13 protein-coding genes are annotated in these 17988 nt (G+C 58.4%); all 13 read left to right on the forward strand.

Annotation, left to right across the window (positions count from 1 at the left end; genetic code table 11):
• The first annotated feature begins 10 nt into the window (after positions 1 to 10).
• The 13 genes from PLH32_03155 (at position 11) to PLH32_03215 (ending at position 17984) form a co-directional block, all read left to right on the forward strand.
• The gene (locus PLH32_03155; GenBank protein ID HQJ63585.1) at positions 11 to 865 is read left to right on the forward strand and encodes a LysM peptidoglycan-binding domain-containing protein; all 855 of its coding nucleotides are present in this window, start codon (positions 11 to 13) and stop codon (positions 863 to 865) included.
• A gap of 213 nt (positions 866 to 1078) precedes the next feature.
• A complete protein-coding gene (locus tag PLH32_03160; protein ID HQJ63586.1) occupies positions 1079 to 2044 on the forward strand; it encodes a PhoH family protein in 966 nt (321 codons plus the stop codon).
• A gap of 14 nt (positions 2045 to 2058) precedes the next feature.
• Positions 2059 to 4350, forward strand: a complete 2292-nt coding sequence (locus tag PLH32_03165) for an HDIG domain-containing protein (GenBank protein ID HQJ63587.1) — start codon at positions 2059 to 2061, stop codon at positions 4348 to 4350.
• Positions 4347 to 4802 carry an rRNA maturation RNase YbeY gene (ybeY, locus tag PLH32_03170; GenBank protein ID HQJ63588.1) on the forward strand — a complete coding sequence of 152 codons (456 nt, stop codon included), beginning with the start codon at positions 4347 to 4349 and terminating at the stop codon, positions 4800 to 4802. The genes PLH32_03165 and ybeY overlap by 4 nt, the downstream gene beginning before the upstream one ends.
• Before the next feature lie 65 nt (positions 4803 to 4867).
• Positions 4868 to 6037: a hypothetical protein gene (locus PLH32_03175; GenBank protein HQJ63589.1), complete on the forward strand. Its 1170-nt coding sequence runs from the start codon at positions 4868 to 4870 to the stop codon at positions 6035 to 6037.
• A gap of 138 nt (positions 6038 to 6175) precedes the next feature.
• Positions 6176 to 7459 carry a P-loop NTPase gene (locus PLH32_03180; GenBank protein ID HQJ63590.1) on the forward strand — a complete coding sequence of 428 codons (1284 nt, stop codon included), beginning with the start codon at positions 6176 to 6178 and terminating at the stop codon, positions 7457 to 7459.
• A gap of 87 nt (positions 7460 to 7546) precedes the next feature.
• Entirely contained in the window at positions 7547 to 8917 is a 1371-nt protein-coding gene (locus PLH32_03185; protein ID HQJ63591.1) for a TrkH family potassium uptake protein, read from the forward strand.
• A gap of 21 nt (positions 8918 to 8938) precedes the next feature.
• Positions 8939 to 9595 (forward strand): TrkA family potassium uptake protein, encoded by a 657-nt coding sequence (locus tag PLH32_03190; GenBank protein HQJ63592.1) that lies wholly within the window; start codon positions 8939 to 8941, stop codon positions 9593 to 9595.
• Between the two features lie 112 nt (positions 9596 to 9707).
• The gene (locus PLH32_03195) at positions 9708 to 10151 is read left to right on the forward strand and encodes an Hsp20/alpha crystallin family protein (GenBank protein ID HQJ63593.1); all 444 of its coding nucleotides are present in this window, start codon (positions 9708 to 9710) and stop codon (positions 10149 to 10151) included.
• Between the two features lie 48 nt (positions 10152 to 10199).
• A complete protein-coding gene (lon, locus tag PLH32_03200; protein HQJ63594.1) occupies positions 10200 to 12602 on the forward strand; it encodes an endopeptidase La in 2403 nt (800 codons plus the stop codon).
• A gap of 3 nt (positions 12603 to 12605) precedes the next feature.
• Positions 12606 to 14039: a UDPGP type 1 family protein gene (locus tag PLH32_03205; GenBank protein HQJ63595.1), complete on the forward strand. Its 1434-nt coding sequence runs from the start codon at positions 12606 to 12608 to the stop codon at positions 14037 to 14039.
• Between the two features lie 69 nt (positions 14040 to 14108).
• Positions 14109 to 17396: a hypothetical protein gene (locus PLH32_03210; GenBank protein ID HQJ63596.1), complete on the forward strand. Its 3288-nt coding sequence runs from the start codon at positions 14109 to 14111 to the stop codon at positions 17394 to 17396.
• 33 nt (positions 17397 to 17429) lie between these two features.
• Positions 17430 to 17984 carry a DUF1318 domain-containing protein gene (locus PLH32_03215; GenBank protein ID HQJ63597.1) on the forward strand — a complete coding sequence of 185 codons (555 nt, stop codon included), beginning with the start codon at positions 17430 to 17432 and terminating at the stop codon, positions 17982 to 17984.
• Positions 17985 to 17988 lie beyond the last annotated feature (4 nt).

The following is a 17988-nucleotide window of genomic DNA, read 5'->3' on the forward strand; positions in this document are numbered from 1 at the left end:
AGGGAAGCTAATGAGATTTTCTAGCAAGCTCATGGTCTCTTTAGCACTTGTGCTTTCCTTCTTGCTGATTATGGGTGCGCAGCTGACCTATGCGCAGGACAAGAAAATGAGCATGGATGAGTACCGTGCCCAGCTCAAATCATGGCAAGATCGCGAAGTCGCTGCCAAGAAAGCAGCGGAGGAATGTGCAACTGCTTGTGCCAATCTGACCACTCAGAATGCTGCAGCGAAGGCCGAAGCTGAGCAGCTTTGGAGTGAAATCCTCAAGAGCCTTGATTCGGATCAGGCGGGGTATGAGGCCTACAAGGCCAAAGTGAAGGCCCTGGAAGCCCAGATCGACGGGCTGCTAGCCCTTTCTCCGGAAGAGCTCTTCAAGAAACGCGGTGAGCTCGCTGAGGCCGAGAAACAGCTGGCCGAGTTGAAGAAAAACAAGCTTTATGCCCTGACCGAGATGCAGAATGCGCTTGCGGCTCTCGAAGGCAAGATCGCCCAGTTGAAGAACAAGATGCCGAAGGCGTTGTATGATATGTACACCGTAGTGGTAGGCGACTACCTCTGGAAGATTTCGGGCAAGAAGGACATCTACGGTGATCCGATGCAGTGGATGCGCATCTACTCTTACAACAAGGAGCAAATCAAGAATCCGGATCTGATTTATCCGAAACAGGAGTTCAAGATCCAGCGCGAGTGTGGCCCCGATGAATATCTGGTGGTCAAGGGTGATAATTTAAAAAAGATTGCCGCCAATCCGGCTGTTTTTGGCGATCCCTCCGCCTGGACGAAGATTTATCAGAAGAACAAAGCGGTTATCGGCGAAGATCCCCTGCGCATCTTCCCGCATACCGTGTTGATCATTCCCCGGTAGAAGCCTTACCTCGGGCTGCGAGCGATGGGTCTATTCGGGGCGATGCAGCTGCTGCTGTATTGGCCCGGCTGTTTCCCCTTTCCTGAAATCGGGCGGCGGGGATGAGGGATGAATGACGCATAGCGCGCGAATGAGTATACAGCTCCCGGTCTAACCGCCTATGGTTGAAGACCGGGAGTTTTTTTGTATGGTTTGAAGAATACGGGAAGCCGATTGAAGGAAGAAACCGTCATCGAAAAAAGAATCAGCCTGCGGGGTATTGATCCGGTTGATTTTCTCGGTGCCCAGGATACCAATCTCCATCTTCTGGAGGCCGAGCTGCAGGCCCAGGTGATTGTGCGCGGCCATGAGATCTTGCTGCGGGGCATGCCCGAGCAGGTGGAGCAAGCTGAGCGCATCATCAGTGAGCTGGTTTTTCTGGCGAACCGCAATGGCCGGGTGATTCCCCAGGACATCGAGGCGGTGCTGCGGGTGAGCGAAACAGGTGGCGGAAGCGAAGGTGCGGCGCCCGATACCGAATCGGTGCTGGTCTATACCAAGGGGGGCGTGATCAAACCGCGCACCCCCGGCCAGGAGGAGTATGTCGCCAGTGCGCAAAAGAATGACATCGTTTTCGCGATTGGTCCCGCTGGCACCGGAAAGACCTTTCTGGCGGTGGCGATGGCGGTGGCGGCGTTGCGCGATCATCTGGTCGACCGTCTGATCCTATGCCGGCCCGCGGTGGAGGCGGGCGAAAGCCTGGGTTTTTTGCCGGGGGATTTTCGCGAGAAGGTGGATCCCTATCTCAGGCCGCTTTATGATGCCTTGCACGACATGATCCCCGGGGACAAGCTGCGCCGGCTAATCGAAACGCGGGTGGTCGAAATTGTTCCGCTCGCTTACATGCGTGGGCGCACCCTCAACAACTGCTTTGTTATCCTCGATGAGGCGCAGAATACCACCGCTGCGCAGATGAAGATGTTTCTCACTCGCCTCGGCGTCAATTCCCGCGCGATTGTTACCGGCGATATCACCCAGATTGACCTGCCGGAGAGCTCCATCTCGGGTCTGGTGCAGATCCAGTCCATCCTCAAGGGCATCGACGGCATTGGTTTTTGTTATCTTGGCGATCGCGATGTGGTCCGCCACCAGTTGGTGCGCCAGATCATCAAGGCGTATGAAACGCTTCGGCAGGGCTGATTCCAGGGTGAGCGATGAGCCAGCGCTTTGACAAATCGGCGGCCAAAAATGCCGCGTTAAACGGGGGCAAGAACAAGGAGCGGCGTTCCGGCGGGCGCGGCCTCCCGATGGAGTGGTTGCGCCGCTTCCGGTATGTGATCCTGGTCGGTCTCCTCCTGGCTGCCTTGATCGCCCTCCTTTTTCCCGGCGAAAAGTCGTTCCAGTTTTCTGACCTGCGCGAAGGGCGCGTCTATATCGGCCCCGAGATCATCGCCTCGTTCACTTTTCCGGTCAACAAGAGCCACGACGAATACCAGGCGGATCTGCAGCGGGCGCGCGCCGAAGTGACGCCGGTCTTCACACGTGATGATGAGGTGGCTGCGCAACAGCTGGAACGATTCAACCTGTTGGTCCAGCGGGCTGGGATGGTGCTGCGCAGCGGGGGGATCACCGCCGACGCAGTGAGCCGGGTCTTTCAGGAGTCCGGCGTGGTGCTCTCGGAAGGAGACCTGCTCAATTTGCTTTCGGGCACCGAGGCGGCAGGCGCGGCAGAAAACCGGCAATGGTACCGCTTTCGCGAGATCGCCAGTGCGGTTGAGAAAGCGCTTAAAGAAGCCTACACCAACGGCATTCTCAGCGTCGAGCGCAGCACCTTCAATCCCATGCCGCCCAAGATCTCGGTTCGCCACGATGGGCTGGAAGTCCTCGAGAACAGCGAATTCTACGCCGGCCTCAATGACAGCCAGATGCAACTCCTGGAAAAACTGCGCGCCAGCCAACAGCTGGACGAGCGGCAGGTCAAGATCGGCTATCAATTGGCTGTGGCCTTCCTCGCACCCAACCTGCTTTACGACCAGAGAGAGACGCAGTCACGCATCGAGGAAGTCGAAGCCCTGGTGCCGCTCGCCAAGGATCAGGTGCTGGCGGGAGAGCGCATCATTGACGGGCATGAACGCATCACCCGGGAGCATATCGAAAAGCTGAACTCTTACGCTGCGGCCAAGCGCGAGCGCGATGAGCGGCAAGGTTTGATCAATCATGTGGTCCATGGCCTCGGCCAATGGAGTAATATCCTGTTCATTCTGAGTATTTTGCTCTTATTCCTCTGGCAGGGTCGGCGCGACATCACCGCCGCGCCCAAGCAACTGCTGCTTATCGGCCTGATTGTTTTGCTGCCGGCGGCGCTGACCTTCCTGGTGACCCAGCTCAATCTCTCCCCCCTGCTCATCCCGGTTGCGGCAGGAGCGATGATCATCACCATCTTTTTCGATGTCTACGTCGGGCTGCTCTATGCCCTGTCGGTCAGCCTGCTGATCGGGGCGATGCGCGGCAACGAATTCGGCATCACCTATATTTCGATCTTCGTCTCGGCGATGGCGATCCTCTCGGTGAGCCGGGTCCGGTCACGCAACTGGGTTCTACGCAGCATGGCGGTGGTGATTGCCGCGTACCTGCTCTCCATCACTGTGCACGACATCCTCAACTATCAGAGTATCAAGGAGATGCTGCGCGATTGGGGCCTTGGTTTTATAAACGGTTTTATCTCACCCATCATTTCCTATGCCCTGGTGTTGCTGCTGGAGCGTACCTTCCACCTGACCACCGACATGACGCTTCTCGAGCTATCGGACCTGAACCATCCGTTGCTGCGCCAGATGGCCATACAAGCGCCGGGGACCTACCATCATTCTCTTTCGGTCGGAAATCTGGCGGAGGCAGCGGCTGAGGCGATCGGCGGCAATGGCTTGCTGGCGCGAGTGGGGGCCTATTACCATGATATCGGCAAACTTGAAAAACCGGAGTATTTTGTTGAGAACCAGATGCGCGGACGCAATCCCCAGGAGAAGCTGGCGCCGACCATGAGTTCGCTGATCCTGGCCAACCATGTACGCCGCGGCGGGGAGATGGCTCAGCAATACCATCTGCCGCAGGCCGTCAAGGATTTTATTTTTGAGCATCATGGCACCAGCCTGATGCACTATTTTTATCAGAAGGCAATCGCACAAAGCTCGGTCGAGCTGGTGCCGCAGGATGAGTTCCGTTACCCCGGCCCGCGCCCCCAGTCACGCGAGTCGGCCATCGTCATGCTGGCGGATGCGGTCGAGGCCACCTCGCGGACCCTGCGCGAGCCATCCTTCAGCCGGATCAAGACCATCGTTGACGAAATCATCGATGAGCGTTTCAAGAGCGGCGAGCTGGACAACTCGCCGCTGACATTGCAAGATCTGGCACGGATTTCGGAGGCCTTTCAGAAAATTCTCAATGCGCGGTTTCACCGCCGCATCCCCTATCCTGGGCAGAACCAGACCGAAGAGGAGCAATCGTGACCGCACGAGAAGCGACGCGGCAATTGCAGTTCATCAACCAGACCCGGCGTAAACTCGCTCTTGGCGGTCTTGGGCTGATCGGCGGATTGGTGCTTGCGAAGAACAGGACCGGAGCGGGATGGAATATCCGGATTATTTTGGTGCCGGAGCGGCAGATGATCGCCTTGAATCGGCGATATTTCGAGCGGTCTGAGACCACCGATGTCATTTCTTTCAATCTGAACGCCGCCACAGAACCGGTTCTTGAAGGGGAGGTTTATATTTGTCTGGAGGTGGCCGAACGCCAGGCGAAAGTCTATGGGGTGAGCCTCGGCAACGAGCTGCAGCGGCTGGCCACACATGGCCTTTACCATCTCCTCGGCTATGAGGATGGTGAGCCGCAGCAGAAGGAGATCATGACCGCACTGGAAGACGAAGCCTTGCAGCAGGCGGCGGCCTGCCTCGGCCGCTGAAGATTTTGATAAATTGCTTAAAAGGAGCACCTGATGGGTGCAGAGCAGCAGGAGGGAGGTGTTTTATGCTCACACTGAAATTTGATCTGCGAGATCTCTTGCGGGCGCCGCGGCTGGCGCTCAGCCTGCAGCGGATGTGGATCATGCTGGTTGGCCTCGGCCTCGGCTGGCTGATCTATGCCCTTTTCACCTATCTGGCCCTGATGCTGGCGGGCGGTGGCATGAGTGACCTCTGGCACCGTTTTGGCCTGCTGCCGGTCTTGTCCGGTTTGAGCGGTGGCCTGCCGTGGTACAGCTGGGTGCTCCATCTCCTCGGTACCGCCGTGGCACTCGTCGCCCTCTTGCTGGCCCAAACGGCCCTGGCGCGGGCGGTTTACATGTCGGCCAAGGGCGAACATTTTTATAGTATCAAACAGTCCTATGCCTTCGCCCGCCGCAAGTTCGGCGCGGTGCTCATGACGCCGCTCGCGCTCGGTCTGCTGATCCTCCTTCTGGTCACCGGCAGCTTTCTGGTCGGCCTCCTGGGCCGGATCCCCTGGGTCGGTGAACTGGGCGTGGCGTTCTTCAGCCTCATCTGGTTTGTTCTGGCCCTCTTGCTGGTCTATCTCGGCCTGGTATTTTGCGTATCGCTTTTCCTGGCGCCGGCCATTGTGGCCACAACCGATGAGGATGCCTTCGAAGCGATATTCCAGCTCTTTGCCCTCACCTGGCGGCAACCGTGGCGGCTGTTGCTCTACGGCCTGGTTACCTGGCTGCTGGCGGTGGTCGCGCTTGGTCTCTTCGCGGCCTTTTGCAAGGAGGGAGTGGTCCTTACCAATTACCTCTTTTCATTCTTCATGGGAAGTAATTTTAGTGATCTGGCCAACAACGGTCAGGCTCTCGTTCAGGCCTGGAGCGCTACAGGGGAGGAGGCGCTCTTCTGGCTCTTCCGCGGCTTCACTCCGTATCTCTTCTTCACCCAGGAGTTCTACTACCTGCCGGTACAGGAGCTGGCGCGGCCGAGCGTGGCGGTTGCAGGGTATCTTTATGCCTTTGGACTGCTTGTGCTGGCCGGCTGGGTCGTCGCCTACGGATTCGCCACCCTCAATACGGGGGCGGTTCTTGCCTATCTCGCCCTGCGCAAGCGCAAGGACGGCGTGAATCTGCTCGAGCGCAAGGACCGGGAGGAGGAGTGTGAGGAGGAGGAGATTGAGATGGGCATCAGCGCCGGGGAGCCGGCGGCGGAGCAGAATTAGCCTGACTTTTCCGCAATTGGACTCATTCGCTGCTAGTTTATTAAGACTGTGTAGGCTTGGGGGTTTTGGGGGCTTTACATCCAAAACGGACAGAGTCTGCCTTGGTATCGCATCCCTTGAAGAAAGAACGCATGCAACATGTCCGTCTTCATCAAGATCAAAGATCAGCAGTTGGGTCCCTACTCCTATCCTGAACTGCGGAAACTGGTCGCCGAAGGATCCTTCGACCAGGACGATCTCGTCTTCAGCGAGACTCAGCAGGAATGGGTGCGTGCGGGTCAGATGGAGGAACTGCGCAAGCTTTTTCCGCAGGAATCCGCTGCGACATTGCAACGAATCGTATACGCCATTGGTGGCGGCAAAGGGGGTGTCGGCAAAACTGTGCTCACCGCCTCCATCGGTATCGGATTGGCTACGCTCGGGCATCGGGTGGTGATGGTCGATGCCGACCTTGGGGGCGCTAATTTGCACACCTGTATGGGGATCCTCGAGCCGCAATATACGTTTTATCACTTTTATTCCCTTCAGAAGGAGAGTCTCAGCGACATTCTTCTCGACACGCCGGTCGAGAATCTTAAGTTGATCAGCGGCGCTTGCGGCACCCTGGGGCTGGCCAATCCGCGTTATTCCCAAAAGCTGCGGTTCATCCACGAACTACGCAAAATCGATGCGGATTTTATCCTCCTCGATCTCGGCGCCGGTTCTTCCTTCAATGTCATTGATTTTTTCCTTGCTGCGGATCAGGGCTTGGTGGTGACGACACCTGAGCCGATGGCAATTCAGGAGACCTTTAATTTTCTCAAGATTGCCCTGATGCGCAAGCTGACGCGGGAGTTTCGGGATGATCCCGAGACGATCAGCCGTCTGGAGCAGGAGATTTTTGCCGATTCAGGGCGGATGGCTCAACCGGTCAGCAGTGCGCTGGAAATCCTTGCCGCAAGCGAAGGTGCGACGGCGAGCCGGATTCGGGGGATTCTCGATGCTTTCAACCCTGCGCTAATCCTCAATATGGTCCATTCCAATGACGAGGTCAAGGAGGGCGTCGCTCTGCGCACCGCGGCCGAGGAGCTGCTCTCGATTAGGATGGAATTCCTCGGGTATGTGGAGCATGATGAGAGCGTGCGCCGGGCTGTCAAGGAATTGCGTCCATTTGTCATTGACGATCCGCATTCCCGGGCCGCCCGGAGTTTGGCGAAAATGATCGCGGTGGGTCTGCTCAAGAAGACCGGATGGGCCGGCTTTCGGGAGAAGCGCCGGGTGCTGCGCGAGATCCGGCAGCAGAACCAGGCCTATCCCCTTCAGTCGATGCGGGAGAGCGACACCATCTGTTCGGTGCAATGTTTTTATTGGGGGGACTGCGAATACCAGAATGGGGGCTACCCGTGCCCGGTCCGCCATCTCGATCCCATCTTCAAGGCCTGATTTGAAATTGCTTTTCTTTTTTAACAATATTATGTATACTATGAGGTGAACAGAACACTGTTCACCTTTTTTAATTAGAAGGCAGATATGAATACTCCGCTGCGATTTTGGCGCAACCTCTCCCGTCATGCCCATCCAGCCCATATCCTGGCGCTCAGCTTTCTCGCATTAATACTCATTGGAACCTTGCTGCTGACCTTGCCGGTCAGCAAGCTTGACCCGGATGCCAGGGTGGTGGATGCCCTCTTCATCTCCACCTCCGCAGCTTGTGTGACGGGCCTTACTTCGGTGAACATCACCACAACCTATTCCTTTTTCGGGAATGTTGTGATCCTTTTGCTGATCCAGCTGGGCGGCCTTGGGATCATCACCTTTTCCACTTTTTTTGCCTATATTCTGGCCGGGCGACTGAGCATGCGCGGACGCGATTTGATCGAGAACAGTATCAGCTCCCAACCTGCGCCCTACCTGGGCCGGCTGCTTAAATTCGCGGTCGTCGGCACCCTGTTGATCGAGGGCCTCGGCACCCTGATCTTGACCCTGCGCTTCAGCCAAGACTATCCCTTTGGGCAGGCGTTGTGGATCGGGCTGTTTCATGCCGTGTCGGCCTTCTGCAACGCCGGTTTTTCCACCTTCACCCACAACCTCGCCGGGCATGCCACGGACGTCACCGTCAATCTGACCATCATGACGCTGATTGTTATCGGAGGACTGGGCTTTTGGGTATTGCATGACCTTTTTTTTTGGCGACCTGGCGGGCACAAACACCTGTCATTGCACAGCAAGATCGCCTTGTCGATGACCGGCTTGCTCATTCTCATTGGCGCCTGCTTGCTGCTGTTTTTTGAGCAGGAAAATTCGATGCGGAGTTATGGCGTCGGCGGAAAACTTCTCGCCTCGTTTTTCCAGTCCATTACCGCCCGCACCGCCGGCTTCAATACCCTGCCGATCGGCGACTTGACCAACGGGGCCCTGGTGGTGCTGACCCTTTTCATGGCGATCGGCGCTTCACCCGGGTCCACCGGTGGTGGAATCAAAACGACGACCTTTGCCATCATCCTGGTCTCCTTTTTCACCCGGCTGCGTTCTCAGGAACAGGTCCGGATCTTCAACCGCGGTATCCCTGAATCGATTGTGACCAAGGCCATCGGCATCAGCTTTTTCTGGTTCATGACCATCGCGGTAGCGACATTGCTGATGAGCGTCACCGAAGCGCGGCCTGCTTCCGATCCGCTCGCCCTCCGCACTCTGGTTGAAATCGTCTTTGAGGCGTTTTCTGCCCTGGGCACGGTCGGGTTGAGTATGGGGATTACCCCCCGCCTGAGTGCCGCCGGTAAAATCATCTGTGTGTTGTTGATGTACATCGGCCGGATCGGCCCGGTGACCCTGGCCCTTTCTATTGCGGCACACCGGTCGCTGCCCATTCGCTATGTGGAAGAAAACGTCATTGTCGGTTAACCCGGTTCAAGGAATGATATCATGCGCTCTTTTGCTATCATCGGTCTGAGTAGTTTTGGCCATTATCTGGCCAAGGAACTAAGCCACCGCGGCCACCATATCCTCGCCATCGATATTGATGAAGATAAAATTGAAAAGGTGCGCGGCTTTGTAGAACGCGCGATCATCGCCGACGCCGGCGACAAGGAGACGCTGGAGGGATTGGGACTGGCCGAGCTCGATGGCGTGGTAGTGAGCATGGGGGAAAAGATCGATGCCAGCATCCTGGTCACCCTCTATTTGCGGGAGCTCAAGGTTAAAAAGATCATCGCCAAGGCGATCACCAACGACCACGGCCGCATACTGGAGATCATCGGCGCCACCCAGGTGGTCTTTCCCGAGCGCGACGAAGCGATGCGTCTGGCTCATACCCTTGAGAGCGATTATTTCCTGCATGCGATCACCCTGTATGAGGGGATCAGCATCATCGAAATTGCTCCGCCCAAACCCTTTGTCGCCAAAACCCTCGGTGAACTGGATCTGCGCAACCGCTACGGGGTTTCGGTACTGCTGATCAAAGAGTGGGTTCCGGAGAAGGTTGTGTTGATACCGACCGCCGACCGGGTGATCAAGGATAGCGATACCCTGGTCCTGCTCGGCCGGGATGAGGATCTCGAAAAAATGAAAGAACTGGAGTAGATCGCGCCAAAGGGGGAATATTTACGCGCTGTAATGAATTATCTGTTTTGCATCACAACCCGCCTGGAATCCGATCCAGGATCCTCTGAGTGATTGAGGGAGATTGGTCGAAATGCCCCTACATGTATTGCATATCGTTCGCGATGTAAGCGATCGCGGCGGCGCCGTACAGCGGAGATGCCCCTACTCCTGTCCGGATATCGATGCGCCGATGGTTTCCTGGTGGAAGCCGAACACCGATATCCTGGAAAGCGAAGGGCAAGTGCGGATACGGATTGAACTCGCCGGCGTCAGCCGGGAGAACATCAGTATCGAGCTCAAAAATGGCAGACTGATCGTCAGCGGAATCCGCCTGGAGCGGCGTCCGGAAGAGCGGATCTGCTACCATCAGCTCGAGCAGCAATATGGCCATTTCATGCGCATCATCGCTTTGCCGGAGACGGTTGAGCATAACGAGATCACGGCAACCCTCGAAGACGGGGTGCTTGAGGTAGTCATTTCAAAGGATGAGCGGTCGGTTGAGATCCCGATTACCGGGTTTGATGAGAAGGCCTAAGCCACCCGGCTCGCACCCCGCGGGAGTGTGTTGGAGATTGGAGCAGATATGAATGATTTGATGGACTCCCCTGCAGCGGTATCCGCTGAAGAGATCATGGTGGCCAGAATTCCCGAGCAGCTGCCGATATTGCCGTTGCGGGATACCGTGGTTTACCCGCATATCGTCACCCCCCTGGTGGTGGCGCGCGACAAATCGGTTCAATTGATCAACGACGTCATCGCCGGTTCGCGTATTCTTGGATTGGTCGCCCAGCGCGAAGCCGAAGTTGAGGATCCCGGGTTTGCAGATGTCTTCGAATACGGCACCGCCGCGGTGATTTTGCGAATGATTAAGTTTCCCGATGGCTCCCTGCGCATCCTCGTCCAGGGGCTCTCCCGCATCCGGCTCAAGGGACTGGTGCAGGAATCGCCCTACATGATCGGCGAGGTGGAGGTCCTTGAGGAAAAGTTTGTGCCGACGACCGAGCTGGAGGCGCTGAAACGCAACGTCGCTATCCAGTTTCAGAAAGTAGTCAGTCTGGTGCCGCAGCTGCCCGATGAGCTCCAGGTGGTGGTGGTCAACACCAACAATCCGGACAAGCTCGCCGATTTGGTCGCCTCGAATCTGAACCTCACGCTCTCCGAAAAGCAGGAGATCCTTGAAACAGTGGATGTGAAGAAGCGGCTCAAGCGGCTCACGGTCTACGTGAACCGCGAGCTCGAGGTGCTGGAGATGGGTTCCCGGATCCAGGACAAAGTGCAGACCGAGCTGGGCAAGAATCAGCGCGAGTACTTTCTCCGCGAACAGCTGCGCGCTATCCAGAAGGAACTCGGCGTCGGTGACGAGCGCTCCGCGGAGATGGAGGAGCTGCAGAAAAAGATCGAGGAGGCGCAACTGCCCGAGGAGGCGAAAAAGGAGGCACTGCGCGAGCTTGAACGGCTGAGCAAGATGCAGCCGGGGGCCGCCGAGTATACCGTAGCGCGAACCTATCTGGACTGGATGGTAGCGCTGCCCTGGGCCAAGGCAACCGAGGACAATCTCGACGTCAACGAGGCGGGCGAGGTGCTCGATGAGGATCATTATGATCTGATCAAGGTGAAGGAGCGCATCCTCGAATATCTGGCCGTGCGCAAACTCAAGGCGAATACCAAGGGCCCGATCCTCTGCTTCGTCGGCCCTCCCGGCGTGGGCAAAACATCCCTGGGCCGCTCGATTGCACGGGCAATGGGACGAAATTTCATCCGCATCTCTCTTGGAGGCGTCCATGACGAGGCGGAAATCCGCGGCCATCGCCGCACCTATATCGGCGCCCTGCCCGGCCGTATCATCCAGGGCATCAAAAATGCCGGCAGCAACAATCCGATCTTCATGCTCGACGAGGTCGACAAGATCGGCCAGGATTTCCGCGGCGACCCCTCCTCGGCACTGCTCGAGGTGCTCGATCCGGAACAGAATTTTTCCTTCACCGACCATTACCTGGATGTGCCCTTTGATCTCTCCCGGGTGATGTTTATCACCACGGCCAATGTGCTGGATACCATCCCCTCGGCCCTGCGTGACCGCCTCGAGGTGCTCGAACTGCCCGGCTATATTGAGGAGGAAAAGCTGCAGATCGCCGTCACCTACCTGGTGCCGCGCCAGATCGAGGAGAACGGCCTGCGCAAGAAGGACATCAAATTCTCCAAAGCCGCCCTCACCCGGATCATCCGCGACTATACCCGCGAGGCGGGGGTGCGCAATCTTGAACGCGAGATTGCGACGGTCTGCCGCAAGATGGCCAAAAAGGTCGCCGCCGGAGAGAGCGGTCCCTTCACCATCACTCCCGAAAAGGTGGTTGAGGTGCTCGGGCCGCCGCGCTTCTATTCAGAGGTGGCCGAACGCACCAGTGAGCCGGGCGTGGCGGTCGGGCTCGCCTGGACCCCCACCGGCGGCGATGTCCTCTTCATCGAGGCGACCCAGATGAGCGGCACCAAGGGGCTGATGCTCACCGGCCAGCTCGGTGATGTCATGAAGGAGTCGGCGCAAGCCGGGCTCTCCTGGATTCGCGCCCATGCCCAGGAGCTGGGCATCAAGAAGGATTTTTTCGAGAAGAACGATCTCCATATCCATATCCCGGCGGGCGCTATCCCCAAAGACGGCCCCTCCGCTGGCGTGACCCTTGCCACCGCCTTGGTCTCGCTCATCCAGAAGCGGCCGGTCCGCAGCGATATGGCCATGACCGGCGAGGTCACCCTGCGCGGCAAGGTCCTCCCCGTCGGCGGCATCAAGGAGAAGGTCCTAGCGGCGCGACGGGCGGGCATCCGCAAGGTCATGCTGCCGGCCAAGAACAGGGATGACCTGGAAGAGATTCCCGATCATGCCAAAAAAGAGATGACCTTTTATTTCGTCGAGACCCTCGACGAGGTGCTCGATCTGGCGCTGCGGCGTGGTAGAAAAGCCGCGAAGCGGAACCGCGGCCCCAAGAGATAGCGCATGGAATCGCTGAGCAACCGCTATCGCCGGATGCGGCAGAAAACCGCCGGCTGGGGGCAGGAAAGTGTGCTGCGCTTCTGGGATGACCTCGATCCGGCAGCGCAGGAGCAGTTCCTTGATCAGCTCGACCAACTGGATGAGGCTTTCATCGCCTCCCTGAACGGCCGGGCCTGGCCGCCGTCTGAGTTCCAGAGCGGACCGCTCGATGCCTTTACGCCCCTGGACCACATCCCTCTGCCCGCCAAGCCCGATGAAGAGCCGACCTGGCAGCGGGCGCGGCAGTGCGGTGAGGCGCTCCTGGCCGAAGGGGCTGTGGCTGCCCTGGTCGTTGCCGGAGGGCAAGGCACCCGGCTGGGATTCCCCGGACCGAAGGGCTTGTATCCCATCGGTCCGGTGAGCAGGCGCTCGCTCTTTCAGTACCATACGGAAAAAATACTCGCCCTGGAACGGCGATTCGGCTGCATCGTGCCTTTTTATATCATGACCAGCCCGGCTAACCACCAGGCGACGCGTGACTTTTTCATTCGAGAGGGCTTTTTCGGCAAGGATTCGGAGAGTGTGCACTTTTTCCCGCAGCGCATGCTGCCGGTTTTTGATCCCCAGGGACGGTTGCTGCTGGAAGACAAGGGCAAGCTGAGCCTCTCGCCCGATGGTCACGGCGGCGTGCTCCACGCGCTCAAACAGCACCATCTCCTCGAGGATATGCAGCAGCGCGGCATCCGCCACCTCTATTATTTCCAGGTGGACAATGTTCTCGCCCGCATCGCGGATCCTGTTTATCTGGGCTTTCATCATGAGAAGGCCGCTGAAATGTCCGCCAGAACGGTCTACAAACGCGATCCTTGGGAAAAGCTGGGCAATATCGGGCTCCTTGGCGGCCAATTCAGGGTCATTGAATACACTGAACTGCCGGAGGCGCTCAAGACCGCCCGGAACCGTGACGGCAGGCTGCTCTTCGGTCAGGGGAGCATCGCCATCCATCTCTTCTCGGTCGATTTTCTCGATCGCCTGCTGCGGCAGCGGATCGAACTGCCTTACCATATCGCCTTTAAAAAGATGGCCAGCGTTCCTGATCAAGCACCGGAACGGACGTCCGACGGCCTGAATGCTGTCAAATTTGAGCAATTCATTTTCGATGCCTTCCGTTATGCCAGCCGGGTCATGGTGCTGGAGAGCGACCGGCGTCTGGAATTTAGCCCGATCAAGAATCGTGAAGGCGACGATTCGCCGGAGACCGCCCGCCGCGATCTCAGCGAACTTTACGCTGGATGGCTCGAAGCCTGCGGGCGCCCGCCCAAACGCCATGCCGATGGCTCCCTAGCTGTCCGACTGGAAATCAGCCCCCTGGTCGCCCTCTCGGCCGAGGAGCTGAAGTCGCGTTTACCGGCCCACCTGAATGTGGATGCCGACCTGTTGCTCGAGGATCATTCCTGATGGACGAGCTCTGCCGGACCGGCCATCCCGGCCCTGCAAGGAACCCGGTTATGTGAGAGAACCGATGTGGTGAACAAAATACCTGACGATCATACCGGAACCGAGCCCAAAGTGCAGCGCAAAAATCGTCCGCTCTGGCGCCGGTCGCTTCGGGTTCTTCTCTTCTCCCTCCTGCTGCTTTTCTTCCTGCTGCTGACCGTCGCTGTGGTCCTACGGCTGCTCTATCCTCCGGACCGTCTCCGCGCCATGGCCAACGCTGCCGCCATCCAGCATCTCAACCGCCAGCTCAGGGTGGGGGAGGTCTGGATCCATCCCCTGCGCGGTCTGATCCTCGAGGATGTTCAACTCCTGCCCTACCCCGATTCCACGGCGGGATACGATCTCTTCGTCTTCCGCCAGCTTCGCATCAAGAAATTGGCCCTCCAATACTCACTGGCCGATATCCTGGACCGCAAGTTCCATTTGACCGCGGTCGAGATCATCGAGCCTGAGATGGAGATCTTTGTCGACATGCTGGATACGACGGCCGTCGATCTGGCGGCACTGGTGCGTACCGATCTGCCCCTGGCCATCGATCTCAAATCCTTTCGCATGCGGGATTGCAGGATCAAGGTCATTCTGGCTGACACGCTGACCCGGCAGGAGATCTATATCGGCGATCTCGGTGGCACGCTGGAAGAGGTCCGGCTGCCCTCGGGAGGATTCCTGGCGCATGACAGCGCCTTGCAGGTGCAGCTGCAGCTCCGCAGTGTGAACAGCCCCTTGAGAATCGGCCAGAGCGATCTGCACACTGGTTCCTCCGCGCGTCTGCAGGGCTACATGGATCTTGAGGCCAGACTGGCCGTGCACAGCTACCGCGACATCGCCCTCGCTTTGGGGCTGGGATTGCAGGATCTGGTTCTGGAGGAGAGCGACGGGGTACACGTCAAGGCCACCCGCTTTCCGCCCGCGCTGGGGCTCACCCTTGCAGCTCATGGGGATGGTTTGGCCGGGGCTGCGCGTCTCGATTCCTTGGTGTTTGCCCTCAACGGCAAAAAATGGCTGCACGCTGAGGCGGAGGCCGACAGCCTATACAGCCAGGCCCGCCTCGCCCTACGGATGCCGTACGGCATGATTCCTCTCGCCTATGCCCTCGATCTGGCGCGGCAGCTGCTTCCCGCCGGAGCCCTGTCCGATTTCTATTGGATCGATGACCAAGTGGCGCTCCGCTTCAGCGGCACCCGGATTACGGGTTCCCCGGCCAGAGGATGGAACTTCGAGGTCCCGCTGCAGCTGACACAAGCCGGCCTGCGGATGAACCGGGATTCCCTGCGTGTCTTTGGGCTGGCGGCGGAGATCTCCCTGCACGGCGTGCTGGTCCCCGCGGGGCTGCAGAGCGCTGCCCTAAAGGGGAGCATCGTTTGCGACAGCCTGAACCTTCTCCAGGCGGCAGGAGAGGTTTTGACCTCCGGTTCCGGCAGCCTGGCAGTCGACGCTCTCCTCAATCCGCAAATGCTGCCGGAAAGGCTTCACACCACGCTCCAGATCAACAACCTGGTTGGAATGAAACTGCTAGGAGGATGCGACCTGCGCGGTGGCGCTTCGTTAAATGACCTGCGCGGCAGCGGCGAGCTCCGACTAACGGGGATCGATCTCGCCCGCTTTCCCGCCCTGCAGGTGGCCGGGGAGAGCGAGGCGGTGCTGACTTGTCAGATTCATTCGCTGGCGGATATCCAGCCGCAACTCCGGGTCATCACCTCGCCGCTGACTCTGCGTATCGATGAAGAACCTTTGCTCCTCAGCGAGCTGAACTTTACTCTCGCCGCGCGAGCCGAGACCGATGCCACTTTCAGTATGCTTCACGTGGATTCCCTGCGATTCTCGCTGAACCGCATGGTCGAGGGCGCCGCCGCGGCAGAGATCCAGTTGAAGCCGGCGCTTTCGGCTGATCTGGATATGCGGCGGATCGTCGTCCGCCATGATTTGATTTGGAACTATATCCCCGAGGCGCTGCGCGAGGCTTTTGGCGAAGCGGAGCTGACCGGTTCGACTACCCTCAGCGGCCGCGGCCATGTCGCAATGACAAGCGGGGCGATGCAATACACCCTCGCGGCGCAGCTGGCCACGCTTAACACCTCCTTCATCGCCTCGACGCAGTTCACCATGGTTCACGGCCTCGGGATCGAAGCCCGGGTGAATGCCGGCAGCCGCGAGGGCTTCCGCGCGGCCCTGACGGCGGGCCTGGATAGTCTGCGTACCGGCCGGACCAAAAGCGTTGCGTTCCATCACAACCGCCTTGTCCTCAACCTGAGCAGCAAGGATCCGGCTGCGCTGATCGAGGCCGATGGCCGCCTCGAACTCCCGGACCTCTTCACCAGCGCCGCCTTCCAGAGCCGGATCACCGATATGAAAAAAGCCCTGCGCGTCAAGGCGAAGTTCATGCTGAATCAGAGCATCGCCGATACGCTGCGACTGCCCCAGGGGATCAAGCTGCGCGGTGACAGCCGGTTATCGATCCAGCTTGAGGCGGACACCGCGAGGGCGCATATCACCGCACAACTGGCGACCACAGCCCTCTCCCTGTTCATGCCGGGCAACCTGCTCGTTCGCGATATGGCCGCTGATATCCATCTGGACCAGGAGGTGGATTTGCTCCACAAGCGCCTGATCGGCATGCCACAGTACCAGATCGCCACACCGAGCACGGCCCTGATGGATTATTTGGTCTACCGGGGCTATTACCAAGGGCGTTTGCCGGGGCTCTCGCACGTGCACATCAACCGGGTGGAATTCGGCGGATATGCGGTGGATGATATCGATCTCGAGCTCAATGCAAGACAAGGGCGGCTGGAAATCCCGGAGGTGACGGCCAGGATCTACGGAGGCAATATGGGTGGTCGGGCGGAGGTGGATCTAGCAGAAGGGGATCTGCGTAAAGCTAGTTTCGACATCAATGCCCATTTCGCCAACATCAATTCGGACCTGCTCCTACCCAAGATGCAGCGCCACTCCAGGCAAGGCAACATCAATGGCAACCTCGATCTTCATGGAACTGGCCTTGACCTGACCGCCGGCATCCGGCTGGAGGGACAGGCCTATATCACCCAAATCGGTCCCAGGGTGGCCGACAATCTGCTCCGTTCCCTCGATCCGCAAGGCAAGGATTCGAGCATCCGCACCACGCGGCTGCTGATCAATCAGGGCTTCAAACCCAAACTGATGACCTTTGTGCTGCGTCATGGCTATCTCTATCCCGAGATCATCTTCTACCAGCCCTGGTATTTCCCGATGCGTCTCAGCGGTGGCAAGGTCGAACTGGCGCGCATACCACTGGACTTTTTCCTGCGAGCATCCGCTACGGGTTCTGCGGTGCGCTGATGGCGCTGCAGGGCCCGAAGGTTGGGAGGTTTTATGCACAGAACAATCCACCGAATAGGCACCTTGCTTGCGCTGGCTTTTTTGCAGTGCAGCGTCAAAGCGCCGGAACTCAATGTGACCGGCGAAAAGACCGCGCTGGAGAATCAGGTGCTGGGTTCCTACCAGCAGATCGAGAACGATTCCTGGCTGATCGCCTCGGCCCGGGCGGTCGGCACGCCTTCAGCGAGGCTCCTCTCCGGCAACAAAAAAGAGGTGATGGAGGCGGTGCAGAACCGCAAATTCAACAAGGATGAGGTGGATGAGCTCAAGGCCGGTAAGGTCGTCGGCGAGAACAATCGCGGCCTGCTGCAAACGCTCCCCAATACCCGCTACGATGGTGATCCGGAGTACCGATTCTATGTAGATCAGATCGTCAGTGAGGAGAACAACGACCGCCTGGTCATTTATGAACGGGTCCTGAGCGTCAACCAGAACACCGCGGAGAACACTCAAGCCAACGAAATATTTGCCAAACTCAATTTCGATAACTCACCTGCCGGAACCATGATCCAGAATCCGGATGGGAGTTGGGTGGAAAAAGGAAAATAGTCCG

The sequence above is a fragment of the bacterium genome (genome assembly GCA_035419245.1).
Classification (GTDB): Bacteria; Zhuqueibacterota; Zhuqueibacteria; order Residuimicrobiales; family Residuimicrobiaceae; genus JAKPUX01.